General features: G+C 71.9%; 18 protein-coding genes. 10 read left to right on the top strand and 8 right to left on the bottom strand.

Translation table 11 applies throughout. The features are described 5' to 3' along the window. Positions 1–189: 189 nt before the first annotated feature. The 5 genes from ACIRO3_RS32750 to ACIRO3_RS32730 are packed head-to-tail and all read right to left on the bottom strand — an operon-like array spanning position 190 to position 5752. Positions 190–1500, bottom strand: coding sequence for a DUF58 domain-containing protein (locus ACIRO3_RS32750; RefSeq protein WP_404142904.1), 1311 nt, complete (start codon positions 1498–1500; stop codon positions 190–192). Next, positions 1500–2462, bottom strand: coding sequence for a MoxR family ATPase (locus tag ACIRO3_RS32745; protein WP_366000712.1), 963 nt, complete (start codon positions 2460–2462; stop codon positions 1500–1502). The genes ACIRO3_RS32750 and ACIRO3_RS32745 overlap by 1 nt, the downstream gene beginning before the upstream one ends. Then, positions 2459–3718, bottom strand: a complete 1260-nt coding sequence (locus ACIRO3_RS32740; RefSeq protein WP_404142901.1) for a DUF4350 domain-containing protein — start codon at positions 3716–3718, stop codon at positions 2459–2461. Before ACIRO3_RS32740 ends, ACIRO3_RS32745 begins: the two co-directional genes overlap by 4 nt. Beyond that, positions 3715–4395, bottom strand: coding sequence for a DUF4129 domain-containing protein (locus ACIRO3_RS32735; RefSeq protein WP_404142899.1), 681 nt, complete (start codon positions 4393–4395; stop codon positions 3715–3717). Before ACIRO3_RS32735 ends, ACIRO3_RS32740 begins: the two co-directional genes overlap by 4 nt. Before the next feature lie 7 nt (positions 4396–4402). Further along, the gene (locus tag ACIRO3_RS32730) at positions 4403–5752 is read right to left on the bottom strand and encodes a glycerophosphoryl diester phosphodiesterase membrane domain-containing protein (protein ID WP_404142896.1); all 1350 of its coding nucleotides are present in this window, start codon (positions 5750–5752) and stop codon (positions 4403–4405) included. 234 nt (positions 5753–5986) lie between these two features. Between ACIRO3_RS32730 and mtrA the strand changes: the two genes are divergently transcribed. The 6 genes from mtrA (at position 5987) to ACIRO3_RS32700 (ending at position 13442) form a co-directional block, all read left to right on the top strand. Next, on the top strand, positions 5987–6676 hold the full coding sequence (mtrA, locus tag ACIRO3_RS32725; protein WP_200904315.1) for a two-component system response regulator MtrA: 690 nt from the start codon (positions 5987–5989) through the stop codon (positions 6674–6676). 13 nt (positions 6677–6689) lie between these two features. Continuing rightward, the gene (mtrB, locus tag ACIRO3_RS32720) at positions 6690–8651 is read left to right on the top strand and encodes an MtrAB system histidine kinase MtrB (protein WP_404142893.1); all 1962 of its coding nucleotides are present in this window, start codon (positions 6690–6692) and stop codon (positions 8649–8651) included. Continuing rightward, the gene (locus tag ACIRO3_RS32715; RefSeq protein ID WP_361786730.1) at positions 8641–10491 is read left to right on the top strand and encodes an LpqB family beta-propeller domain-containing protein; all 1851 of its coding nucleotides are present in this window, start codon (positions 8641–8643) and stop codon (positions 10489–10491) included. The genes mtrB and ACIRO3_RS32715 overlap by 11 nt, the downstream gene beginning before the upstream one ends. A gap of 116 nt (positions 10492–10607) precedes the next feature. After that, positions 10608–11411: a ComF family protein gene (locus tag ACIRO3_RS32710; protein WP_404142890.1), complete on the top strand. Its 804-nt coding sequence runs from the start codon at positions 10608–10610 to the stop codon at positions 11409–11411. A gap of 364 nt (positions 11412–11775) precedes the next feature. Further along, complete coding sequence (gene hpf / locus ACIRO3_RS32705) at positions 11776–12471, top strand: ribosome hibernation-promoting factor, HPF/YfiA family (protein ID WP_366000718.1); 696 nt, start codon at positions 11776–11778, stop codon at positions 12469–12471. Between the two features lie 191 nt (positions 12472–12662). Next, on the top strand, positions 12663–13442 hold the full coding sequence (locus ACIRO3_RS32700) for a response regulator transcription factor (RefSeq protein WP_361786739.1): 780 nt from the start codon (positions 12663–12665) through the stop codon (positions 13440–13442). 62 nt (positions 13443–13504) lie between these two features. On the opposite strand, the gene ACIRO3_RS32695 is transcribed toward ACIRO3_RS32700, so the two are convergent. Both ACIRO3_RS32695 and ACIRO3_RS32690 read right to left on the bottom strand, forming a co-directional pair. Further along, positions 13505–14680, bottom strand: a complete 1176-nt coding sequence (locus tag ACIRO3_RS32695; protein WP_366000720.1) for a DNA glycosylase AlkZ-like family protein — start codon at positions 14678–14680, stop codon at positions 13505–13507. A 77-nt stretch (positions 14681–14757) separates the two neighbouring features. Further along, on the bottom strand, positions 14758–15342 hold the full coding sequence (locus ACIRO3_RS32690; RefSeq protein ID WP_404142887.1) for a GNAT family N-acetyltransferase: 585 nt from the start codon (positions 15340–15342) through the stop codon (positions 14758–14760). Positions 15343–15568: 226 nt separating this feature from the next. On the opposite strand from ACIRO3_RS32690, the gene secA reads away from it, so the two are divergent. Further along, complete coding sequence (secA, locus tag ACIRO3_RS32685; protein WP_361786748.1) at positions 15569–18346, top strand: preprotein translocase subunit SecA; 2778 nt, start codon at positions 15569–15571, stop codon at positions 18344–18346. 372 nt (positions 18347–18718) lie between these two features. Here the strand turns inward: secA and ACIRO3_RS32680 are convergent, their stop codons facing one another. Further along, the gene (locus ACIRO3_RS32680) at positions 18719–19111 is read right to left on the bottom strand and encodes an Rv3235 family protein (RefSeq protein WP_053679423.1); all 393 of its coding nucleotides are present in this window, start codon (positions 19109–19111) and stop codon (positions 18719–18721) included. Between the two features lie 356 nt (positions 19112–19467). On the opposite strand from ACIRO3_RS32680, the gene ACIRO3_RS32675 reads away from it, so the two are divergent. The 3 genes from ACIRO3_RS32675 to ACIRO3_RS32665 all read left to right on the top strand — a co-directional run bounded on the left by ACIRO3_RS32675 (position 19468) and on the right by ACIRO3_RS32665 (position 26041). Beyond that, entirely contained in the window at positions 19468–19968 is a 501-nt protein-coding gene (locus ACIRO3_RS32675; RefSeq protein WP_404142884.1) for a DUF6912 family protein, read from the top strand. A gap of 38 nt (positions 19969–20006) precedes the next feature. Next, entirely contained in the window at positions 20007–20678 is a 672-nt protein-coding gene (locus ACIRO3_RS32670) for an HAD hydrolase-like protein (protein WP_361771749.1), read from the top strand. Between the two features lie 395 nt (positions 20679–21073). Beyond that, positions 21074–26041, top strand: a complete 4968-nt coding sequence (locus ACIRO3_RS32665; protein WP_404142881.1) for an NAD-glutamate dehydrogenase — start codon at positions 21074–21076, stop codon at positions 26039–26041. Positions 26042–26059: the final 18 nt, after the last annotated feature.

The following is a 26059-nucleotide window of genomic DNA, read 5'->3' as shown; positions in this document are numbered from 1 at the left end:
GGGGGACCCTGTGGGAGAGTAGGACGCCGCCGAACAATCATTGTGGGAAAGCCCCGCACCCTTCAGGGTGCGGGGCTTTTCTGCGTTCCGGACCATTTCGGAGACGAACCGGCGGTTCAACCGGCCGGGCCTTTGTGGGGCCCGGCGCGGGCTGACGAGCGTGCAGCGGTCGTGCACCCCAGGCTGGGGCTACAGGCGGCCGGCGGCCTTGAGGGCGAGGTAGGCGTCGGCGAGGGCCGGGGCCAGGTTGTCAGGGGTGGCGTCGACGACGTGGACGCCGTGGCGGGTCAACTGGTCGGCCGTGCGGTCGCGCTGAGAACGGGTCTGGGTGCCCGCAGCGGCCTCGTACACGGCGTCGACGCTGCCGCGGGCCGTGGTCATCTGCGTCACCCGGGGGTCGGCGACCGACGCCAGGACGACCGTGTGGCGTTGGGTGAGCTGCGGCAGCAGGGGGAGGAGACCCTCCTCGATGGGGGCGGCGTCCAGGGTGGTCAGGAGGACCACGAGGGAACGGCGCGGGGCGCTGCGCAGGATCGTGGACACCAGGGAACGGGAATCGGTCTCGACGAGCTCCGCCTCCAGGGTCGCCATGGCGTTGACGAAGGCGGGCAGGGTGTCGGCGGCCGAGCGGCCCTGGACCTGGGCGCGCGGGCGGCGGTCGTGGGCCAGCAAGTCCACGCGGTCGCCGGCCCGGACGGCCAGGGCGGTGAGGAGAAGGGCCGCGTCCAACGCGGAGTCCAGGCGGGGGGCGTCGCCGACGCGGCCCGCCGCAGTACGGCCGGTGTCCACGCAGATGAGGATGTGCCGGTCGCGCTCCGGGCGCCAGGTGCGGACGGCGACCTTGTTCTGGCGGGCGGTGGCCCGCCAGTCGATGCTGCGGGTGTCGTCGCCCGGGACGTAGTCGCGGAGACTGTCGAACTCGGTGCCCTCGCCGCGCGTCAGGACGCTGGTACGGCCGTCCAGTTCGCGCAGGCGGGCCAGTCGGGACGGGAGGTGCTTGCGGCTGGTGAACGGGGGCAGGACCCGGACCGTCCACGGCACGGTGTGGGTGCCCTGCCGGGCCAGGAGACCCAGGGGACCCAGGGAACGGATCGTGACGCGGTCGGCCTGGCGGTCGCCGCGGCGGGTGGGGAAGAGGCGGGTGGTCACCCGGCGGCGTTCGCCCGGGGGGATCGACACCGTGTGGCGGGACGCGGCGCTCTCGGCACCGGGGCTCCAACTGCTCGGGGGCCAGGCGTCGCGGACCCGGGCGCGGAGCTTGCGGGAACCCGGGTTGGTGAGCGTGAGATGGACGTCGGCGTGTTCACCGAGGCGGACCGAGGTGTCGCCGGAGCGGGCCACGCCGAGCGTGCGGACGGGCACCGCGAGGGTGTAGTCGAGCGCGCAGGCCAGGGCCAGGGGGCCGTTGACCGCGAGCATCCCCGTCCAGCTCGGTTCGAGGATGCCGACGGGGATGCTGCCGAGTGCCGCGAGCAGGGCGGCGCGTCCGGTGAGGGCCATCAGCGCGGGACGGGTACGTGGGACAGGATCGCGGTGATGACGGCGTCGGCCGTGACGCCTTCCATCTCGGCTTCCGGGCGCAGTTGGACGCGGTGGCGGAGCGTGGGCAGGGCGAGGGCCTTCACGTCGTCGGGCGTCACGTAGTCACGGCCGACGAGCCAGGCCCATGCGCGGGCGGTGGCCAGCAGGGCGGTCGCGCCGCGCGGGGAGACGCCGAGGGTCAGCGAGGGCGATTCGCGGGTGGCGCGGCAGATGTCGACGACGTACGCGGCGATCTCGGGGGAGACGGTGGTCGTCTCGACGGCCTTGCGGGCCGTTTCGAGTTCCGCGGGGCCGGCGACGGCGCGCAGACCGGCGGCGTGCAGGTTGCGCGGGTCGAAGCCGGCGGCGTGCCGGGTCAGGACGCCGATCTCGTCCTCGCGGGAGGGCAGCGGGACGGTCAACTTGAGCAGGAACCGGTCCAGTTGGGCTTCCGGGAGGGGGTACGTGCCCTCGTACTCGACGGGGTTCATCGTCGCGGCGACGAGGAACGGCTCGGGCAGCTTGCGGGGTACGCCGTCGACGGTGACCTGGCGTTCCTCCATCGCTTCGAGGAGGGACGACTGGGTCTTCGGGGGCGTGCGGTTGATCTCGTCCGCGAGGAGGAGGTTCGTGAAGACCGGGCCGTTCTGGAACGAGAACTCGGCGGTGCGGGCGTCGTAGACCAGCGAGCCCGTGACGTCACTGGGCATCAGGTCGGGGGTGAACTGGACGCGCTTGGTGTCGAGTTCGAGGGACGCGGCGAGGGCGCGGACCAGGAGGGTCTTCGCGACGCCGGGGACGCCTTCGAGGAGGACGTGGCCCCGGCACAGGAGTGCGACGACGAGACCGGTGACGGCGGAGTCCTGGCCGACCACGGCCTTTGCGATCTCGGTGCGGAGCGCTTCCAGTGAGGAACGGGCGCTGTCCGTGGTGGCCGTCATGAGGTGCGGACCTCTCTTTCGAGGGCGTCGAGGTGGTCGGCGAGCGCGACGAGTGCCGCGTCGTCGGCGGGTGTGGTGCCGAACAGGAGGGTGGTGAGGTCCTGGGGGCCGTCCGTCGAGAGGCGGGCGGACACGGCGGGGACCAGGGCGGCGGGTTCGTGGGCCCGTACGGCCGGTACGCCGACCAGTGCGGCGAGGCGTTCGCGGGAGGCGGCCCGCAGCACGGTCGCGGCGCGGTCGCGGGCTCCGGACAGGCGGTAGAGGCGGGCGCGGCCCTCGGTGGCCTCGGAGGCGCGGACGGCGACGGGCAGTTTCTCGGTGACGAGGGGGCCGAGCCGGCGGGCCCGCCAGAGGGCGGCGAGCACGGCGGCCACGAGGAGTTGGAGCAGGGCCCAGCCCCAGCCGGCCGGGATGAGGTCGAAGAGGGACTTCTCCTCGGTGGAGGGCTCGGGCTCGCCGCTCTGGTCGGCGAGGCCGGGCAGGTACCAGACGAGTTCCGGTCGGGAGCCGAGGAGTTGCAGGGCCAGGGAGGCGTTGCCCTGCCGGGCGAGTTCCTGGTTGAGCAGGATCGACTCGGAGCCGAGGAGGACGGTGTCGCCGCCCTTGGTGGTGCCGGGAAGCACGAGGAGGGTCGGGTGGCCGTCGCTGGGGTAACAGCCGGTCGCCCCGGGGAGGTCGGTGGTGTAGCGGAGGCTGTCGCCGGTGGCGGCGCGGCCCGCGGACACGGCGGCCGGCAGGGAACAGCCGGGGTCGAGGTTCTCCTTGGCGGCGTACGAGGCGGTGCGCACTCCGGGGGCCAGGTCGCCGAGGCTGCGGGCGCCGGCGCCGAGCAGGACGGTGCGGCCGCCGGAGAGGTCCATGGCGGAGCGCAGGGCGCCGCGTCGGGTGTCGCCGAGGACGTCCGGGTCGGTGACCAGGAGGGTGGTGTCGGGGCCGGCCGCGGTGGCGGCCTCGGCGGCGGTGGTCACCACGCGGGTGGTGACGCCGCGTTCTGCGAGGAGTTCGGCGACGGCGCGGCTGCCGTACGGGTCGGCCGAGCGGGGGTCGAGGTAGCCGTGGCGTTCCTCGGAGTGGAGGGCGGCCATGGTGACGGCGCCGACGAGCAGGAGGCCGGTGGCGAGCAGGAGACCGCGGGCGCGGACCCACCACAGGGTTCCGCCGGTGGCCGCGCCGGCCGACGGGGTGCGGGGGTCGGCGGCGGGGTCCTTGACGGAGCCGGGGGCGCCGGCGGGGTTCGGGGTGGTGGTGCCGGTCATGCCGTGGGTCCCGTCAGGAGCGGCTTGGCGCGTTCCAGGGTGATGTCGAGGGTGCGCAGGCGGTCGTACGTGTCGGGGTCGCCGCTGCGGCCGCCGTAGGTGACGTCGTCGAAGGCGCGGGCCGCGGCGCGGAGGTCGTCCCGGTGGGCGGGCAGGGAGACGGCGGCCTCGGTGGCCGCCTCGTCGGCGGTGCGGCCGGGGCGCGGGTCGAGGAGGGTGCGTTCCTCCAGGGAGCGGACGACGGCCCGCATGCGTTCCTGGACGGCTTCGGTCCAGCGGCCCGCGGCGGCGTGGGCGTCGGCGCTCGCCCGGTGGTCGGCGGCGCTGCGGAGTCCGTCGTCGAAGAGGAGGCCCGGGCCGGCCGCGGTGCGGCGGGGGGAACCGAGGCGCCACCACAGGGCGGCGAGGGCCAGGACGACGAGGACGAGGACGGCGAGCAGGCCGAAGCCGCCTCCGGGGGTCGCCCCGGAGGCGGTGTCGAGGAAGTCGCCCAGCCACTGCCAGAGCTTGTCGAAGGCGCGCTCGACCATGCCCGGGTCGCCGCGGTGGTAGGCCGCCTTGGACAGCTCGCGTTCGGCGGCCTCGCGGGCGGCGTCGCGCGGTGTCGTCAGTGGTGGCGTCTCGGCGGCGGGCAGCAGGGCCGCGGCGCCGATGGTGATGAGTCCCCCCGTGCTCATCCGTCCGTCAGCCCCCGTGGCCCGGGGCGGCGCCGGGGTGCGGGTCGGCGGTGGTGTGGGTGTCGACTCCGGCGGCCCGGGCGAGCTCCAGGTCGAGGGCCTCGCGGCGGATGCGCTGGTCGACGTAGAGCAGGACGGTGACGCCGGCCTGGATCGGCATGGTGATCGTCTGCGCGATGATCAGGGCCACGCCGCCGAAGATCAGGTAGCTCCAGGAGGAGGTGGCGGTGCCGTCCAGCACGCCGTCGAGGCCGTTGCCGAAGCCGAAGACGGCGATCATCGAGAGCGGGTAGTAGATGATCCCCGTGATGATGGCCGTGATGAGGCCGGTCAGCAGGGTGATGCCGAAGATCCGCCACCAGGAGCCCCCGACCAGCTTCCAGGAGCGGGCGACGGCCTTGAAGACGGTGCTCTTCTCCAGCATCAGCGCGGGCGAGGCCAGGCTCAGGGCGATGCCCAGCCACACGGCGACCGGGGCCACCACGACCAGGGCCAGGAACGCCAGGTCCGAGTTCTCGAAGACGATCGCGGGCACGATCAGCACGGCGACGGCCACGACGAGGGCGAGGCCCAGCATCAGGGTGAGTCCGACCAGGCGCAGCAGTTGCGAACGGGATTCGCTCCAGGCGGTGGCGACGCTGGAGCGTTGGCCGAGGATCGCCCGACTGAAGATCATCGTGAGCATGGCGGTGGCCAGGATCGTGCCGAGGATCTGTACGAGGTAGGTGGCGCCGGTGACCGCCATGGAGCCCGCGACGTCATCGAAGGACAGGCCTGCCGCCGAACCGCCGCGGGGGTACGTCCGCAGGTCCCCCGGGGCGTACTTCTGCACGAGCACGCCGACGACCTGGACGATCACGGCCACGAACAGGGTGATCGGCAGGACCGAGCGCCAGTGGCTGCGCATGGTGGTGACGGCGCCGTCGAGGATCTCGCCGAGGCCCAGGGGGCGCAGCGGGATGACGCCGGGCTTGGCGGCGGGCGGCGGGCCCCAGGGGGCTCCGGGGTGACCGTACGGGCCGTGCTGGCCGCCGTACTGGCCGCCGTAGGGGGATCCGTACGAGGGTCCGCCCGGGGCGCCGGGCTGTTGGCCGGGGGATCCCCAGCCGGGGCCCTGCCGGGGCTGGGGGGCCTGCGTGGGGGCCGGTGCCTCGGTGCCGGGGCTCGACCACTGGCCGGGCGGCGGCTGGGCGGCGGACCAGCGCGGGTCGTCGGAGGGCTGTGCGGGCCGGGCGGGCGGCCGTACGTCGCCGCCGGCGCCCTCGCCGCCCGAGCCGCGGCTCCCCTGGTCGTCCTGACCGTCGCGGTCGTCGGAAGGGGAGGATCCGGGCGTAGCCCAGCCCGGAGAGTCGTTCATGTCGCTCCTTCACGTGCGTCTGCTGCGGCGGGGGCGCTGGTTCGGCTGCCATCGTGCCACGTGGGAACGTCGGGCGGACCGGCCCTCCCCCGGAATCCGAGCCGCTCGCGCCTTCAATTGTCGCCCGGATCCGGGGCAGACTGGTCGCCCTGATCACCACGCAGGTCCGAGGGGCGATTTCCAGCCCTTTTGGCTGTGGGACAGCTCACCGCCAGGTAACGATTAGCTAATGGGATGATGTCAAGCATGAAGGGACGAGTCCTTGTCGTCGACGACGACACCGCGCTGGCCGAGATGCTCGGCATTGTGCTGCGTGGAGAAGGTTTTGAGCCGTCGTTCGTAGCTGACGGTGACAAGGCGCTGGCTGCCTTTCGGGAGGCGAAACCGGATCTGGTCCTGCTCGACCTGATGCTGCCCGGACGGGACGGCATAGAGGTCTGCAGGCTGATCCGGGCGGAGTCGGGAGTGCCGATCGTCATGCTCACGGCCAAGAGCGACACGGTCGATGTGGTGGTGGGCCTCGAATCCGGGGCCGACGACTACATCGTCAAGCCGTTCAAGCCGAAGGAGCTGGTGGCCCGCATCCGAGCCCGCCTGCGCCGGTCGGAGGAGCCCGCGCCCGAGCAGCTGACCATAGGTGACCTGGTCATCGACGTGGCCGGCCACTCGGTCAAGCGCGACGGTGCGTCCATCGCCCTGACCCCGCTGGAGTTCGACCTGCTGGTCGCCCTCGCGCGCAAGCCCTGGCAGGTGTTCACCCGTGAGGTGCTGCTGGAGCAGGTCTGGGGCTACCGGCACGCCGCGGACACCCGGCTGGTCAACGTGCACGTACAGCGACTGCGCTCCAAGGTCGAGAAGGACCCGGAGCGGCCCGAGATCGTCGTGACGGTGCGCGGTGTCGGCTACAAGGCCGGGCCGAGCTGACATGAAGGCCGGCATGCCCCCGGGAGGCCCCCGCAGGGGGGTCTTGCGGGGCGGCCGGCTGCTCCAGGACGGAGCACCCGGCGCCCCTGTGCTGCGACTGTTCGTGCACCTCGCACGACGGCCGCTGCTTCCGGCTGTCCGGATCTGGCGGCGCAACATCCAGCTCCGGGTGGTCGCGGCCACCCTGCTGATGTCGCTCGGCGTGGTCCTCGCGCTGGGCTTCGTCGTCATCGCCCAGGTCAGCATGGGGCTCCTCGACGCCAAGGAGGAGGCCGCCCAGAGTCAGGCCGCGGGAGGCTTCGCGGTCGCACAGGAGAAGGCCAACACGCCGTTCGCGGCGGACGGGCCCGACGCGAACGACAACAAGGTCGGGCGCGACGCCAGCACCTGGATGAACTCCCTCGTCAAGCAGCTGGCCAGTGGTGGCCAGACGGCCTTCGAGGTCGCCGCGCTCGGCGCCGGAACCGGGGAGGAGAGCGGGCCCGGCCCCGGAGCCCAGGGAGTCAAGGGCGCCCGCGCCTCCGGCAACGTCGATCCGACGGCCAGCGTCCCGGCCTCGCTGCGGCGGGCCGTCAACCACGCCACCGGAACGTTCAAGACGTTCTCCCAGATCCGCTACACCGCCGGCGCCGAGGAGAAGGCTCCCGAGCCCGCGCTGGTCATCGGCAAACGACTGACCGACATCAACGGCGCCCCGTACGACCTGTACTACCTCTTCCCGCTGAGCCAGGAAGAGGAGTCCCTCAACCTGATCAAGGTCACCATCGCCACCGCCGGGGTGTTCGTCGTCGTGCTGCTCGGCGCGATCGCGTGGCTCGTCGTGCGCCAGGTCGTGAGCCCCGTTCGGATGGCCGCCGGGATCGCCGAGCGGCTTTCCGCCGGGCGGCTCCAGGAACGGATGAAGGTCACCGGCGAGGACGACATCGCCCGTTTGGGCGAAGCCTTCAACAAGATGGCCCAGAACCTCCACACCAAGATCCAGCAGCTGGAGGACCTCTCCCGGATGCAGCGGCGGTTCGTCTCGGACGTCTCGCACGAGCTGCGGACCCCGCTCACGACCGTACGCATGGCCGCCGACGTCATCCACGACGCGCGCGTCGACTTCGACCCCGTCACCGCGCGCTCCGCCGAGCTGCTCGCCGGACAGCTCGACCGGTTCGAGTCGCTGCTCGCCGACCTGCTGGAGATCAGCCGGTTCGACGCGGGCGCCGCCGCGCTGGAGGCGGAACCCATCGACCTGCGGGAGGTCGTCCGCCGGGTCATCGACGGCGCCGAACCGCTCGCCGAGCACAAGGGCAGCCGGATCCGCGTCCTCGGCGACACCCAGCCCGTCATAGCGGAAGCCGATTCGCGGCGCGTCGAGCGGGTGCTGCGCAACCTCGTCGTCAACGCCGTGGAGCACGGTGAGGGCCGCGACGTGGTGGTGCGGCTGGCGTCCGCGGGCGGGGCCGTCGCCGTCGCCGTACGGGACTACGGGGTCGGTCTGAAGCCGGGCGAGGCCACCCGCGTGTTCAACCGCTTCTGGCGGGCCGACCCGGCCCGCGCCCGCACCACCGGCGGGACCGGCCTCGGCCTGTCCATCGCCGTCGAGGACGCACGGCTGCACGGCGGCTGGCTCCAGGCGTGGGGCGAGCCCGGCGGTGGCTCGCAGTTCCGCCTCACCCTGCCCAGGACCGCCGACGAACCGCTGCGCGGATCCCCGATCCCCCTGGAGCCGGAGGACTCGCGCTCCAACCGGGCCAGGGCGGTCGCAGAGGCCGCCGGCCGCGGCGACGCCCGCGGCAACGGCAACGGACGCGGTCAGGGCGGCCCGGGGGCCTCCACCGCCGAACGTTCCGCGATCCCGCCGCGCTCGGCCGTCGCCGGAGCGGTACCGGTACCCGCGGACCCGACGGCGCTGCCCGGCAACGGGGCGCGCGTCGTCGCCCGGCCGGCCGACCAGGCGACCCAGGAGGATGGAACCGGTGGACGCTGAGCGCGAGCCCGCGCGCGCACGGGCGCCGCGGCGGGGCACCGCCCGGGCCGGCGTCGCCTTCGGCGCGGTCGGGCTGCTGCTGGCCGGCTGTGCCTCCATGCCCGACTCGGGCGAGGTCCGCGAGGTGCGGGCCTCGCAGGGCGTCGACTCCCAGGTGCGGGTCTTCGGCGTGCCGCCGGCCGACAAGGCGAGCCCGACCGACATCGTCGACGGCTTCCTGGAGGCGATGACCAGCGACGATCCGCAGCTGGAGACCGCCCGCAAGTACCTGACCGACGACGCGGCGAAGAACTGGAAGCCCGGCTCGTCGGTCACCGTGCTCTCCGCGGGCCTCGACCGGTTCCCCGTCCAGGGCGACAAGGAGTCCGAGGGGCACCGCTGGAAGGTCACCGGCAAGAAGCTGGCGACCGTGGACGAGCGCAGCGCCTACCAGCCGGAGACCGGCGGCGGCCGCTACGAGGAGTACCTCCAGCTGGTCAAGTTCAAGGACCAGTGGCGGATCGCGACGCCGCCCAGCACCCTCGTGCTCAGCGAATCCGACTTCCAGCGCATCTACAAGCCCGTCAACAAGTACTACTTCGGTGACGGGACGCTGGTCAACGACCCCGTGTACGTGCGCCAGCGCAGCGACCCCGACTCGCGGATGGACCCGACCACCCAGACCGTGCAGTCGCTGCTCGCCGGTCCGTCCAAGTGGCTCGGACCGGTCGTCACCACCAGCTTCCTCACCGGGACGGAACTGGCCCCGGGCACCAAGTCCCTTTCCCTGGACGGCCAGAACACGCTGCGCGTGCCGCTCAAGCTCGACAACAAGGCCGCGCACGTCCCGCAGTCGCAGTGCCAGAAGATGGCCACCCAACTGCTCTACACCATCAAGGACCTGACGGCCTCCCGGCTGGACCGGGTCGAACTGCAGCGCGCCGACGGCAAGACCACGCTGTGCTGGGTGACGCGCGCCTCCGCCGCCCCGCTGGCCAACCGGGTGCCGAGCCAGGTGCACCAGTACTACGTGGACAAGGACTTCCGGCTCGTCCAGATGTCGCTCAACGTGGCCGCGGAGGAACAACAGCCGCAGGAGAAGCCCGAGTTGGTGCCCGGACCGTTGGCCGCGGCGACCACGTTCAAGGTGGGCTCCGCCGCCGTCACCTACGACGAGAAGCGGGCCGCGGTCGTCTCCGAGGACGGGCGCGGGCTGTACGTGGTCAACATGACGACCGCCGGCCCGATGCCGCAGGCGCTGCTGACCAGCAAGGGCAGGCTTTCCGCCCCCAGTTGGGACGCGCACGGCGACCTGTGGGTCGCGGACCTCGATCCGCAGAACCAGGGGCTGTGGCGGGTGCCCGGCGGCACCGGCACACCGCAGAAGGTGGACGTCGCCGGCCTGGACGACGGGAAGATCACCGGGCTGAAGGCCTCCCCGGACGGGGTGCGGATCGCGCTGCTCGTCCAGAAGAACGACGACCGCAAGAACCTGTACATCGGCCGGATCGAGCGGCCCGAGCGCAAGGGCGACGTCTCTCCGGTGTCGGTGCGCGAACTGCGCCCGGCGGCCCCGCAGATGGCGGACGTGATGGCGATGAGCTGGGCGCCGCGCGGCAGGCTGCTGGTCGTGGGCAAGGAGAGCGGCGGGATCACGCAGGCCCGCTACATGCTGGCCGACGGGTCGATGGTGGCGGCGAGCCTGCCCGGAGCGGCCGGCCTGACCGGTATCGGGGCGTACGAGGACGAGGCGCAGCCCGTGGTGGCCTCCTCCGACGAGGACGGCATCGTGTGGCTGCCGCCGGGCGCGCAGTGGCGCACGGTGGCGGCCGGCGGCCGGGCCCCGGTCTATCCCGGCTGATCCTCGGCCGCGTCCCCGTGGATCCGGGTGGATCCGGGTGGATCCGGGTGGTCGCCCCGCCCGGTGGTTGTCCACAGGGGTGGCGGGGCGCCGGGACGCGCCGGCAGGGTTTCGGTGTGCGGGGACCTCGGGTGCGGGAGTGGTGGCGGGAGCTGTCCGGGCTGGTCCTGCCGGTGGACTGCGCCGGTTGCGGGGCCGCGCGGGTGTCGGTGTGCCCGGACTGCCGGGAGGCGCTCGGCGGGGCGGGGGCGGGCCGGGTGCGGCCGTCGCCGGCGCCCCGGGGGCTGCCGGCGGTGCACGCGGGCGCGGTGTACGCGGACGCCGTCCGCGAGATCGTACTGGCCCACAAGGAGCGCGGCGCGCTGCCGCTGGCCGGCCCGCTCGGGGCCGCCCTTGCGTCCGCGGTGCTGTCCTTGCCGTCGCTGTCCTTGTCGTCCCTGTCGGGCGGGGCGGGCGGGGGCGCGGCGGGGTCGGGGGAGGTGGCCCTGGTGCCCGTGCCCTCCGCGCGGCACCGGACGCGGGCCCGCGGCCACGATCCCGCGCGCAGGATCGCGCTGGCCGCGTCGGCGGGTCTGCGCGGGAAGGGGGTCGCAGCGCGCGTGGTGCCCGTACTGGGGCTGTGCAGGCGGGTGGCGGACCAGGCGGCCCTGGGGGCGCGGGAACGCCGGGAGAACGTCGCCGGCGCCCTCGTGGCGGGTCCGTCCGGGGTGCGGTCGGCGGCCGGGGCGCGGATCGTGGTGGTGGACGACCTGATCACGACCGGGGCGACGCTGGCGGAGGCGGCCCGGGCATTGCGGGCCGGCGGCCTGAGGGTGGTGGGCGGCGCCGTGGTGGCGGCGCCCGCGGAGTCTTTCGTACCGGCGGAGTCTTTCGTTCGGATCCGGTCGACAACCCGTGCGGGACGAAAAACTTGCGAATAGTTCAGGAACTGGTGGGGAAGGCGCATCGTTGCAGGTAGTAAGAGGGAAGCACCACCTGAACGGAGGTACGTTCCGGTAGCGGGTGCCGACAACCGGCATTGAGGGATATGTTCGGTTGTGAGGAACTGGCGATCCTTGGGCCCCATGCCATCGGAGCACCGAGCCGCCCGTTTTCGGGATCTTCTTTGGGATCTTCGGTCAGAGGGTGTCCCTCTACTCCGAAGTCGGTGGGATGTGGATCTTGCCGATGGGGGAGGAGGAGGTGAAAGTCGCCAAGTCCGAGGCTCCGGTGAACACCGGGGTCTGGTGCGAAAGGGAGACGCTTCGCCCCTGAAGGCGGAGCTATCCGGGAACGGAGTTCTGCGTGGACATCGTCGTCAAGGGCCGCAAGACCGAAGTGCCCGAGCGGTTCCGCAAGCACGTGGCAGAGAAGCTGAATCCCGAGCGGATCCAGAAGCTCGACGCCAAGGTGATCAGCTTGGACGTCGAGGTGTCCAAGGAGCACAACCCGCGGCAGGCCGACCGTTCCGACCGCGTGGAGATCACCCTGCACTCGCGGGGCCCCGTCATTCGGGCGGAAGCAGCCGCCGCCGACGCTTACGCGGCGCTGGACCTGGCTCAGGACAAGCTGGAGGCCCGGCTGCGCAAGCAGCACGACAAGCGGTACACCCGCCGCGGCAACGGGCGGCTTTCGGCGGCCGAGGTCGCCGACGTCGTGCCGGGCGTCGCGCAGCTCGACGGCAACGGCGAACTCGTCACGGACGAGGCGACCGACGGAGTGCCGACCACCAAGGTCGGACCCCTGGACGTGCTGGGCGAAGGCCCGCTGATCGTCCGGGAGAAGACCCACTCGGCCTCGCCCATGTCGCTGGACCAGGCTCTGTACGAGATGGAGCTGGTCGGTCACGACTTCTACCTGTTCGTCGACTCCGAGACCAAGCTGCCCAGCGTCGTCTACCGGCGCCACGCCTACGACTACGGCGTCATCCACGTCAACCCGGACGGCGCCTCCAGCGCGGAGGAGCCGCGCGGCGGCGCGGGTGGATCGCTCGGCGGCTGAGCACTCGACCATTGCCCTCGTGGGACGCCGGCGGGCGTCCCGCGGGGGCACCCGTACGGCTCGTATGAGCCGGCCGGGTCGTCGTCGGGCCCCCTCCCGGTGGCGCGGGCATGGAATCATGTCGAGCAGTCAAGCGGCGACCGACCCCGTCGGGTTGGACCGGCGGCTCAGCACATGCAGGGGGAGGAACGATGGCGGACAGCTTCGGGCCGGTGCGCGGTGACGACGGCGCGGGCTGTCGTGAGGCGGAGCGGGGGACGCGCGGGGACGCGGGCGTCGCCGGTTCCGGTGAATCCGGTGACACGGCCGGGGAACCCATTCGGGTGCTCGTGGTCGACGACCACGCACTCTTCCGGCGTGGGCTGGAGATCGTCCTCGCGCAGGAGGAGGACATCCTGGTCGTCGGCGAGGCCGGTGACGGCGCGGAGGCGGTGGACAAGGCCGCCGACCTGCTGCCGGACATCGTGCTGATGGACGTACGGATGCCCCGGCGCGGCGGGATCGAGGCGTGCACGTCGATCAAGGAGGTCGCCCCCTCCGCGAAGATCATCATGCTGACGATCAGCGACGAGGAGGCCGACCTCTACGACGCGATCAAGGCGGGCGCGACGGGATACCTCCTCAAGGAGATCTCCACGGACGAAGTGGCCACGGCCATCAGGGCCGTGGCGGACGGACAGTCGCAGATCAGCCCGTCGATGGCGTCGAAACTGCTCACCGAGTTCAAGTCGATGATCCAGCGGACGGACGAGCGGCGGCTGGTGCCGGCGCCGAGGCTGACGGACCGTGAGCTGGAGGTCCTGAAGCTGGTCGCCACCGGGATGAACAACCGCGACATCGCGAAGGAACTGTTCATCTCCGAGAACACCGTGAAGAACCACGTGCGCAACATCCTGGAGAAGCTGCAACTGCACTCCAGGATGGAGGCCGTGGTGTACGCGATGCGGGAGAAGATCCTGGAGATCCGGTAGCCCGCTGCGCCCGCCGTGCCCCGCGTCGACCGTGCCCGCCGTGCCCGCCGTGCCGGTGAGGGCTAGAGCGCTGCCAGTTCCGCCGTGACGGCCGCCGCTTCGGCCGCGGTGGCGGCCCGCTCGACGCGTACCGTGTCGCAGCCGACCCAGGACGCCGCCTCGCGCAGCGCCTCGGCCATGGGGCGGGCGGCCGCGGGGCCGGTCAGGGAGAGCTGTCGGGCCACCAGGGTGGTGCCCTCCCGGGCGGGGTCCACCCGGCCCCGGAGCCGCCCGCCGGTCAGCAGCGGCATGGCGAAGTACCCGTGTATCCGCTTGGGTTTGGGCACGTACGCCTCCAGGCGGTGGGTGAACCCGAAGATCCGCTCGGTGCGCGGCCGGTCCCAGACCAGGGAGTCGAACGGCGAGAGCAGCGTCGTGCGGTGCCGGCCCCGGGGCGTGGTCCCCAGGGCGGCCGGATCGGCCCAGGCCGGCTTGGACCAGCCCGCCACCTCCACCGGCACCAGACCCGATTCCTCGACCACCGCGTCGAACTGGGCTCCCCCCAGGCGGTGGTAGTCCGCGATGTCCGCGCGGGTCCCGACGCCCAGCGACCGGCCGGCCAGGGCCACCAGCCGGCGCAGGCACTCGCGGTCGTCCAGGTCGTCGTGGAGCAGGGCGTCCGGGACGGCCCGCTCGGGCAGGTCGTACACGCGTTTCCAGCCACGTCGCTCGGCGCAGACCACCTCGCCCGTGTCGAGCAGCCACTCCACCGCGATCTTGGTCTCGGACCACTCGAACCACTCGCCGCCGTTCTTGGCGCCGCCCAGCTCGGTGGAGGTGAGCGGGCCCTCGGCCCGGAGCCGGTCCAGGACCGCCTTCGTGGAGCGCTCCTTGTCCTGGAGGACGTGCCAGCGGTGGCCGCGCGCCCGCCGGGCACGCCGGCGGAACGCGAAGTGCGGCCACTCCTCGATCGGCAGGATGCAGGCGGCGTGCGACCAGTACTCGAAGGCGTGCCGGTCCGACCAGTACGCCGCCTCCACGGCGGGGCGGCCGACCGCGCCCAGGCGGGCGTACGGGATCAGTTCGTGCGAGCGCGCCAGCACGGAGATCGTGTCCAGTTGCACCGCGCCCAGGTGGCGCAGGACGCCCCGGACACCGCCCCGGCGGTCGGGCGCGCCCAGGAAGCCCTGCGCGCGCAGCGCGATCCGGCGGGCCTCGTCGGCGGACAGGGACACGGTCGGCGGCGGCACGGTCGTCATCCCCGCACCCTAGACGGCGCCACTGACATCAGACGGCGCCACCGACATCGCGGCCCGCCGACGATACACGCCGACGCTCACGCCGAGGGCGAGGGCAGGTAGGCGAGCCGGGAGGGCAGCCCCAGGTCCTCGGGGAGCAGGGCGCCGATCCAGCAGTCCCGTACGGTGCCGGCCCTGACCAGGCCGGCGCGCAGGAGGCCCTCGAACCGGAAGCCGGCCTTCTCCGCGACGGCGCGCGAGCCCGCGTTGCCGACCTCGGCCCGCCATTCCAGGCGGGGCGCCCCCAGTTCGGTGAAGGCCCAGCGGGCGACGGCGCCCAGGGCCTCGGTCACGTAGCCGTTGCCGCGGTGCTCCTTGGTCGCCCAGTAGCCGACCTCGTAGCCGTTCTCCCCGTCCACCACGCGCACGTGCACGCCGATGGCCGCGACGAGCGGGCCGTCCGGGCCGAGGCGCACGGCGAAGCTGTGACCGGTGCCCTCGCGCCAGCCCGTCGGGGAGATCTCGCCCACGAAGGTGTCGGCGTGCACCCGCTCGTACGGCGAGGGGACGAGGGTCCACCGCTGGACGTCGGGATCCTGGGCGGCCGCGTAGACCTCGTCGGCGTCGGCCGGGACGAAGGGACGCAGGTGCAGGCGCGCGGTGGTCAGTGTCGTGGGCTCCATGCACGGATTCTGGTACGGGCGGGCCCGGCCGGCCAACAGTTTTCGTCGGCACCGGCACCTTCGGTGCCCCCCGTACGTTCTCATTCCGGGCACCCGTGCCCCACGGATGGTGCGGACCTCCCGACGCGACCGTGTCCTCGCTTACGATGGCCGTTGCGGTGGGGCCCACCCTCCGTGCCCGCGCACGAACCAGTGCCAGGCCCGACCGGCAAGGAGACAAACCTCGGTGTCCGTCTTCAACAAGCTCATGCGTGCAGGCGAAGGCAAGATCCTGCGCAAACTGCACCGCATCGCGGACCAGGTCAACTCCATCGAAGAGGACTTCGTCAACCTCTCCGACGCCGAGTTGCGGGCCCTCACGGACGAGTACAAGCAGCGGTTCCAGGACGGCGAGAGCCTGGACGACCTGCTGCCCGAGGCCTTCGCGACCACGCGCGAGGCCGCCAAGCGCGTCCTCGGTCAGCGGCACTACGACGTCCAGATCATGGGCGGCGCGGCGCTGCACCTCGGCTACGTCGCCGAGATGAAGACCGGTGAGGGCAAGACGCTCGTCGGCACCCTCCCCGCGTACCTGAACGCGCTGTCCGGCAAGGGCGTCCACCTGATCACGGTGAACGACTACCTCGCCGAGCGCGACTCGGAGCTCATGGGCCGGGTTCACAAGTTCCTCGGCCTCGAGGTCGGCTGCATCCTGGCGAACATGTCCCCGGCCCAGCGCCGCGAGCAGTACAGCGCCGACATCACCTACGGCACGAACAACGAGTTCGGCTTCGACTACCTGCGCGACAACATGGCGTGGTCGAAGGACGAGCTGGTGCAGCGCGGCCACAACTTCGCCGTGGTCGACGAGGTCGACTCGATCCTGGTCGACGAGGCCCGTACGCCGCTGATCATCTCCGGCCCGGCCGACCAGGCGACGAAGTGGTACGCCGACTTCGCGAAGCTCGTCACCCGCCTGACCAAGGGCGAGGCCGGTCAGCCCCTCAAGGGCATCGAGGAGACCGGCGACTACGAGGTCGACGAGAAGAAGCGCACCGTCGCCATCCACGAGGCCGGTGTCGCGAAGGTCGAGGACTGGCTCGGCATCGAGAACCTCTACGAGTCGGTGAACACCCCGCTCGTCGGTTACCTCAACAACGCCATCAAGGCCAAGGAACTCTTCAAGAACGACAAGGACTACGTCGTCATCGACGGCGAAGTCATGATCGTCGACGAGCACACCGGCCGCATCCTCGCCGGTCGCCGCTACAACGAGGGCATGCACCAGGCGATCGAGGCGAAGGAAGGGGTGGACATCAAGGACGAGAACCAGACCCTCGCCACGATCACCCTGCAGAACTTCTTCCGCCTCTACTCGAAGCTGTCGGGCATGACCGGTACGGCCATGACCGAGGCCGCCGAGTTCCACCAGATCTACAAGCTCGGGGTCGTCCCGATCCCGACCAACCGAGACATGGTCCGCAAGGACCAGGCGGACCTGATCTACCGCACCGAGGTCGCGAAGTTCGCCGCCGTCGTCGACGACATCGCGGAGAAGCACGAGAAGGGCCAGCCGATCCTCGTCGGCACCACCTCGGTCGAGAAGTCCGAGTACCTCTCGCAGCAGCTCTCCAAGCGCGGCATCCCGCACGAGGTGCTGAACGCCAAGCAGCACGAGCGCGAGGCCTCGATCGTCGCGCAGGCCGGGCGCCGCGGCGCCGTCACCGTCGCCACGAACATGGCCGGTCGCGGTACGGACATCAAGCTCGGCGGCAACCCCGACGACCTGGCCGAGGCCGAGCTGCGCCAGCGCGGGCTCGACCCGGAAGAGCACATCGAGGAGTGGGCGCACGCCCTGCCCGAGGCGCTGACCCGCGCGGAGGCGGCCGTGAAGGCCGAGTTCGAGGAGGTCAAGGACCTCGGCGGCCTGTACGTGCTGGGCACCGAGCGGCACGAGTCGCGCCGTATCGACAACCAGCTGCGCGGTCGTTCCGGCCGCCAGGGCGACCCGGGCGAGTCCCGCTTCTACCTGTCGCTGGGCGACGACCTGATGCGCCTGTTCAAGGCGCAGATGGTCGAGCGGGTCATGGCGATGGCCAACGTGCCGGACGACGTGCCGATCGAGAACAAGATGGTGACGCGCGCGATCGCGTCGGCCCAGTCGCAGGTCGAGACCCAGAACTTCGAGACGCGCAAGAACGTCCTGAAGTACGACGAGGTCCTCAACAGCCAGCGCGAGGTCATCTACAGCGAGCGCCGTCGCGTCCTTGAGGGCGAGGACCTGCAGGAGCAGGTGCGCTTCATGATGGACGACACCATCGACGCGTACATCGCGGCCGAGACCGTCGAGGGCTTCGCCGAGGAGTGGGACCTGGACCGCCTGTGGGGCGCCTTCCGGCAGCTCTACCCGGTGAAGGTCACCGTCGAGGAGCTGGAGGAGGCCGCCGGCGACCGTGCGGGCATCACCGCCGAGTTCATCGCCGAGTCCGTCAAGGACGACATCCACGAGCAGTACGAGGCGCGCGAGAAGACGCTCGGCTCCGACATCATGCGCGAGCTGGAGCGGCGCGTGGTGCTGTCCGTCCTGGACCGCAAGTGGCGTGAGCACCTGTACGAGATGGACTACCTGCAGGAGGGCATCGGCCTGCGGGCGATGGCCCAGAAGGACCCGCTGGTCGAGTACCAGCGCGAGGGCTTCGACATGTTCAACGCCATGCAGGAAGGCATCAAGGAGGAGTCCGTCGGCTACCTGTTCAACCTGGAGGTCCAGGTCGAGCAGCAGGTCGAGGAGCTTCCGGTGCAGGACGCCGGCCCGTCCCTGACCAAGCCGGAGATCCGCGCCAAGGGACTGGACGCGCCGCAGCGGCCGGACCGCCTGCACTTCTCCGCGCCGTCGGTGGACGGCGAGGGCGGGGTCGTCGAGGGCGACTTCGAGAGCGAGGGCGGCGGTGACGGCGACGGGATGACGCGGGCGGAGCGGCGCAAGGCGCAGAAGGCCTCCGGCGGTCGGCGGCGCAAGAAGTAGGCCCGTCTGGGCCGTTGGCCTGGCGGGTCGGTTGGGCCTGTCGGGCCGGTTGGGCCTGTCGGGTTTGGAGTGACGCCCCGCCGGGGTCGGACACCGTTGTACGGGTGTCCGGCCCCGGCGGCGTTGTGTCCGGGGGCGGGTGCGGTGCCCTGCGGGGCGGGTGCCCTGTGGGGCGGGTGAGGGGCCTGTGCGGGGCGGGTGCCCTGCGGGGTGAGTGAGGGGCCTGTGCGGGGGCGTTGCGCGGGGCGGCCCCGGCTGCGCCGGGCTTTCGGGGCTCCGCCCCGGACCCCGCGCCTCAAACGCCGGCGGGGCTGGAATTGGCCGGTGTCGGTCCCCCGCGGGGCTGGGGCTCGGTGGGGTTCGGGGTTTCGGTCAGGGGCGGGGGCCCTGGATTTCGATGGCTGCGCAGCGCCAGCGGAGGTCGGGGCCCTGTTCCAGGCGGAAGGCCATCGCCGAGACGCGGTCGCCCGTGGCGATGCGGGCGAACGCCTCGATGACCCCCGGCCCGGGGTGGAAGCGGCCGCAGTGACGCAGGACCGGGAGGAGCCGGTCGCGCAGGGGGCCGGCGGGGGCCAGGGTGACGAGTTGCTCGTACGCGGGGCCGACGGTGTGGCCCAGCAGCGAGTGGACGGGGCGACGGCCGCTGAGGACCGCCAGGAGGCGTTCGGCGAACCAGTCGTGCGGGCCCCGCGCGGTGCGGGGGCGCCCGGGGTGGCGCTGGTCGTGGCGGCCGGGAGGGCGGGTGGTGGTCCTCGTCCTGGTCATGGTGGTCGTCCCCGGGGAGTGTGGGCCCGGGCACCTGCGGTACCGGGCGGTAACTTGGTCGGCTCACTTCTACGGGCCGCCGAACACGCTCCGCAACGGGTCCCGGCAGCCGTCCCGGACCCCGGCCGCCTTCACCTATCCGGGTGGGTACCCCGAGGTCGTCGCCCCCGCCGCCGGGCCGTCGCGGGAGCGGTGTGGACGCGCCGCGACCCGGCCACGCCACCCCGAAGGGGGACCGACATCGTCACCGGGCGCGGTGGCGTGCCCGTCGGGGCCGCCCGAGGTGAGGGGGCATCGGCGAACGGGCGGGCCGGTCGTATCCTGAGGGCGTTCCCGACTACCGAAAGCAGCCGGCCATGCGCGTGTACGTCCCCCTGACCGTCCCCGGGCTCGCCGAGGTGCACAAGGCGGGCGAGCTGGGCCCCGCCCCGCTGCGCGCCTACGCGGTCACTCCCGGGCTGCGCGAGTGGTACGTGTCCGACGACATCGAGGAGCTGGAGTACGCGGCCCTCGGCCGGGCCGCCCTCGCCTCCCTGCGGATGATCGCCGCCGACGCGGACGCCCCGCGCAAGCGGGTCGTCGTGGCGTTCGACGTCGACGACCGGGCCGCGACCGCCGCGCCCGGGAACGACGAGGCCGCCCTCGGGCAGGTGTCGCTGGGAAGTTCCGTACGGCTCTCCGTGGCCGCCGCAGTGCACATGGACGCCGACGACGCGCTGGAGGACGTCACGGTCGCCGTCGGGGCGGTGGAGGCGGCCGACGCGGGGGACGGCGAGGCGCTTGCCCTGCTGGACGGCGCCGAGGACCACGAGCTGCTGTGGTTCGGGGTGCAGGAGATCCCGGGGTTGCTGAAGTGACGGAAGCGACCGGAGTGACCGTGGCGAGGGAAGTGGACGTGGAGACGCGCGGTGGTCCGCACCTCGTGTGGGACTGGAACGGGACGCTGCTCCACGACATCGACGCCGTCATCCTCGCGACCAACGCCTCCTTCGCGGAGTTCGGCTTCGCGCCGATCACCCTGGAGACGTACCGCGAGCTGTACGTGGTGCCGGTCCCGAAGTTCTACGAGCGGCTGATGGGCAGGATGCCCACCGAGGCGGAGTGGCTCGTCATGGACGAGACCTTCCACCGGCACTACTGGTCCTCCGCCGAGACCGCCGGGCTCGCCGAGGGCGCGCTGGAGCTGCTGAGGGGCTGGCAGGGAGCCGGGTCGACGCAGTCCCTGCTGTCCCTCGCGCCCCACGACAAGCTGGTGCCCCTCGTGCGGACGCACGGCATCCACGCGCACTTCCTGCGCGTCGACGGGCGTACGGGGCCCTCGCACACCACGAAGGCGGGCCATCTCGTACGCCATATGGCCGCCATGGCGGCGGCGGGTGTGACGGCCGACCGTACGGTCCTCATCGGAGACGCCGTGGACGACGCCCTCGCGGCCGCCCACGTGGGCGCGCGGGCCGTGCTGTACACCGGTGGTTCGCACAGCCGCAGCAGCCTCGAATCGGCCGGCGTGCCCGTCGTGGACACCCTGGCCGAGGCCGTCGCCACAGCTCGCGAGATGGCCGAATAAGCACGTGACGCGGGTGTCGGGCGGCGGCGTGCACGTGGGGCCGGCCACGTCGCTGTCCAGAGTGTCAAAGTTCCACCCCCGGATTTGTACACATACAGCTCATGACGAGCACGGGGTGGGTGGGGATAGCCTGGTACCCGTGATCAGCGCGATAGTCCTCGGGGGCACTGAAGCCCCCGGCACGCGCCCGGCGCACGAACGTGCCCGGGCCTTCGCCGATCTCCGCTGCCGGAACCACGTGCCGATCTTGGCCGATTCGTTTCCGGTGGCCTCTCTCGACGACATGGCGTCGATCCCGAACGGACATCCCGCCTCGCGGCCCGCGTCGCGTCGCCGCCATGTCATTCCTTCCTTCACCTACGTCACGCAATGGCGCGCGACAGGAGCCAGAGGACATGCAGACCAAGCTGGACGAAGCAAAGGCCGAGCTGCTTTCACGGGCGGCCCGGGTAGCTGAGAACAGCCCGGCCGGGGGGCTACTTCCGTCTGGGTCCGAGCAAGGGGAGCGGCCCGACCGGGGCACGACGCTCTCCTACCTCCAGCGCTACTACCTGCACACCGCGCCGGAGGACCTCGCCGACCGGGACCCGGTCGACGTGTTCGGTGCGGCGCTCTCGCACTACCGGCTCGCGGAGAAGCGCCCCCAGGGCACCGCGAACGTCCGCGTACACACCCCCACGGTCGAGGAGAACGGCTGGACCTCCAGCCACTCGGTCGTCGAGGTGGTCACCGACGACATGCCGTTCCTCGTGGACAGCGTCACCAACGAGCTGTCCCGCCAGGGACGCGGCATCCACGTCGTGATCCACCCGCAGGTCGTCGTGCGCCGTGACGTCACCGGCAAGCTGATCGAGATCCTCGGCTCCGACTGCGACGCCCACGGGCCCAAGACCGCGCGCCCCCACGACTCCCTCGTCGAGTCCTGGATCCACGTCGAGATCGACCGCGAGACCGACCGGGCGGACCTCAAGCAGATCACCGCCGACCTGCTGCGCGTCCTGTCCGACGTCCGCGAGTCCGTCGAGGACTGGGAGAAGATGCGCGACGCCGCGATGCGCATCGCGGAGGAACTGCCGAACGAGCCCACCGCGCCCGACCTGCGCGAGTACGAGCTCGAAGAGGCCCGCGAACTGCTGCGCTGGCTCGCCGACGACCACTTCACCTTCCTCGGCTACCGCGAGTACAACCTCGTCGACGGGGACTCCCTGTCCGCCGTGCCCGGCACCGGCCTCGGCATCCTGCGCTCCGACCCGCTGCACAGCGGCAAGGAGGACGGCCACCCCGTCTCGCCGTCCTTCAACCGGCTGCCGGCCGACGCGCGCGCCAAGGCCCGCGAGCACCGCCTGCTCGTCCTCACCAAGGCCAACAGCCGCTCCACCGTGCACCGCCCCTCGTACCTCGACTACGTCGGTGTGAAGAAGTTCGACGCCGACGGCAACGTCGTGGGCGAGCGCCGCTTCCTCGGCCTGTTCTCCTCCGCCGCGTACACCGAGTCGGTGCGCCGGGTCCCCGTCATCCGCCGCAAGGTCGTCGAGGTGCTCGACGGCGCCGGCTTCGCGCCGAGCAGCCACGACGGCCGCGACCTGCTCCAGATCCTGGAGACCTACCCGCGCGACGAGCTGTTCCAGACCCCCGTCGACCAGCTCCAGGCCATCGTCACGTCCGTCCTGTACCTCCAGGAGCGCCGCCGGCTGCGGCTGTACCTGCGCCAGGACGAGTACGGGCGCTACTACTCCGCGCTCGTCTACCTGCCGCGCGACCGGTACACCACCGGCGTCCGGCTGCGCCTGATCGACATCCTCAAGGAGGAGCTCGACGGCACCAGCGTCGACTTCACCGCCTGGAACACCGAGTCGATCCTCTCCCGCATCCACTTCGTCGTCCGCGTCCCGCAGGGCAAGGAACTGCCCGTCCTGACCGACACCGACGTGGACCGCATCGAGGCCCGCCTGGTCGAGGCGGCCCGCTCCTGGGCCGACGGCTTCGGCGAGGCGCTCATCGCGGAGACCGGCGAGGAGCGCGCCGCCGAACTGCTGCGCCGCTACGGGGGCTCCTTCCCCGAGGGGTACAAGGCCGACCACTCGCCGCGCTCCGCCGTGGCCGACCTGGTCCGGCTGGAGCGACTGTCCGCCGGGGACAGCGACTTCGACCTCTCGCTGTACGAGCCCGTGGGCGCGGGCCCCGGCGAGCGCCGTTTCAAGATCTACCGCCAGGGCGAGCAGGTCTCCCTGTCCGCGGTGCTGCCGGTCCTCCAGCGGCTGGGCGTCGAGGTCACCGACGAGCGGCCGTACGAGCTGCGGTGCAGCGACCGGACGAACGCGTGGATCTACGACTTCGGTCTGCGGATGCCCGTCACCTCCGGGAACGGCGACGCCTACCTCGGCGACGACGCCCGCGAGCGCTTCCAGGACGCCTTCGCGGCGGTCTGGCAGGGCCAGGCGGAGAACGACAACTTCAACACCCTGGTGCTGAGCGCCGGGCTGACCTGGCGGCAGGCCGTGGTGCTGCGCGCGTACGCGAAGTACCTGCGCCAGGCCGTCTCGCCCTTCAGCCAGGACTACATGGAGGACACCCTCCGCAACAACGTCCACACCACCCGGCTGCTGGTCTCGCTGTTCGAGGCCCGGATGTCGCCCGGCCGACAGGCCGCGGGCACCGAGCTCATCGACGCGATGCTGGAGGAACTCGACGGGGCCCTGGACCAGGTCGCCTCCCTCGACGAGGACCGCATCCTGCGGTCGTTCCTCACCCTCATCAAGGCGACGCTGCGCACGAACTTCTTCCAGTTGAACGACGCGGGCGAGCAGCACGCGTACGTGTCGATGAAGTTCGACCCGCAGGCCATCCCGGACCTGCCGGCGCCCCGCCCGGCGTTCGAGATCTGGGTGTACTCCCCGCGCGTCGAGGGCGTCCACCTGCGCTTCGGCAAGGTCGCCCGAGGCGGTCTGCGCTGGTCCGACCGGCGTGAGGACTTCCGTACGGAGATCCTCGGCCTGGTCAAGGCGCAGATGGTCAAGAACACGGTCATCGTGCCGGTCGGCGCCAAGGGCGGCTTCGTCGCCAAGAACCTGCCCGACCCGTCGGTGGACCGCGACGCGTGGCTCGCCGAGGGCATCGCCTCGTACAAGATCTTCATCTCGGCGCTGCTCGACATCACCGACAACATGGTGGCCGGCGAGGTCGTGCCGCCGCAGGGCGTGGTCCGCCACGACGAGGACGACACCTACCTCGTCGTCGCCGCGGACAAGGGCACCGCGACCTTCTCCGACATCGCCAACGGGGTCGCCGAGGCCTACGGCTTCTGGCTGGGCGACGCCTTCGCCTCGGGCGGCTCGGCCGGATACGACCACAAGGGCATGGGCATCACCGCCCGCGGCGCCTGGGAGTCGGTGAAGCGGCACTTCCGCGAGCTCGGGCACGACACCCAGACGCAGGACTTCACGGTCGTCGGCGTCGGTGACATGTCCGGTGACGTGTTCGGCAACGGGATGCTGCTCTCCGAGCACATCCGCCTGGTCGCCGCCTTCGACCACCGGCACATCTTCATCGACCCCAACCCGGACGCGGCGGCCTCCTACGCCGAGCGCCGGCGCCTGTTCGACCTGCCGCGTTCCTCGTGGGCCGACTACAGGACCGAGCTGCTGTCCGCGGGCGGCGGCATCCACCCGCGCACGGCCAAGGCCATCCCGGTCAACGCGCAGGTCCGCGCGGCCCTCGGCATCGATGCGGGCATCACCAAGATGACCCCGGCCGACCTGATGCAGTCCATCCTGCGGGCCCCGGTCGACCTGTTGTGGAACGGCGGCATCGGCACGTACGTCAAGGCGACCGCCGAGACGCACGCCGACGTCGGCGACAAGGCCAACGACGCCATCCGCGTCAACGGCTCGGACGTCCGCGCCCGGGTCATCGGCGAGGGCGGCAACCTGGGTCTGACCCAGCTCGGCCGCATCGAGTTCGCCCGTACCGGCGCCGGCGGCGAAGGCGGCAAGATCAACACCGACGCCATCGACAACAGCGCCGGCGTGGACACCTCCGACCACGAGGTGAACATCAAGATCCTGCTGAACGCGGTCGTCGCGGACGGCGACATGACCGTCAAGCAGCGCAACAAGCTGCTCGCCGAGATGACCGACGAGGTCGGCCGGCTGGTGCTGCGCAACAACTACGCGCAGAACACCGCCCTGGCCAACGGCGCCGCCCAGGCGCCCAGCCTGCTCCACGCCCAGCAGCGCTTCATGCGCCGCCTGGAGCGGGACGGGCTGCTCAACCGCGGGCTGGAGTTCCTGCCCACGGACCGGCAGATCCGCGAGCTGCTGAGCAACGGCAAGGGGCTGACCCAGCCGGAGCTGGCCGTCCTGTTCGCCTACACCAAGATCACGGTGGCGGACGAGTTGATCGCCACCGGGCTGCCGGACGACCCGTACCTGCGCCGCCTGCTGCACGCGTACTTCCCGGGCGCCCTGCTCGCGAAGTTCCCCGAGCAGATCGACGCGCACGCGCTGCGCCGGGAGATCACCACCACCCTGCTGGTCAACGACACCGTCAACACCGGCGGTTCGACCTTCCTGCACCGACTGCGGGAGGAGACCGGCGCGTCCACGGAGGAGATCGTCCGGGCGCAGCTCTCGGCCCGCGAGATCTTCGGCCTGGCCGGGGTCTGGGACGACGTCGAGGCGCTCGACAACAAGGTCGCCGCCGCCGTCCAGACCCGGGTGCGGCTGCACTCGCGGCGCCTGGTCGAGCGCGGTACCCGTTGGCTGCTGAACAACCGGCCGCAGCCGCTGGAGATCACCGAGACCATCGAGCTCTTCCGCGAGCGGGTGGCGCGGGTCTGGGACGAGCTGCCCAAGCTGGTGCGCGGCGCCGACCTGGAGTGGTACCGGTCGATCATGGACGAGCTGGTCGGCGAGGGCGTGCCGCAGGAGCTGGCGGCCAAGGTGGCCGGCTTCTCGTCCGCCTTCCCGACGCTCGACATCGTCGCGATCGCGGACCGTACGGGCATCGACCCGTCGGCCGTCGCGGAGGTCTACTACGACCTCGCGGACCGGCTGGACATCACCCGGCTGATGGACCGGATCATCGAGCTGCCGCGGTCCGACCGCTGGCAGTCGATGGCCCGCGCCTCCATCCGCGAGGACCTGTTCGCGGCGCACGCGGCCCTGACCGCCGACGTGCTGGCGGTGGGCAACGGCGAGTCGACTCCCGAGGAGCGCTTCAAGGCGTGGGAGGACAAGAACGCGGCGATCATCGGGCGCGCGCGGACGACCCTGGAGGAGATCCGGAGCTCGGACGACTTCGACCTGGCGAACCTGTCCGTGGCGATGCGGACGATGCGCTCCCTGCTGCGGGCGCACGTCTAGCCGAGTGCGGGAAAGGGG

Source organism: Streptomyces sp. NPDC102278, from assembly GCF_044766345.1.
Classification (GTDB): Bacteria; Actinomycetota; Actinomycetes; order Streptomycetales; family Streptomycetaceae; genus Streptomyces.
Note: the sequence above shows the minus strand (reverse complement) of the source record. Positions and strands in the feature narration are given on the sequence as shown.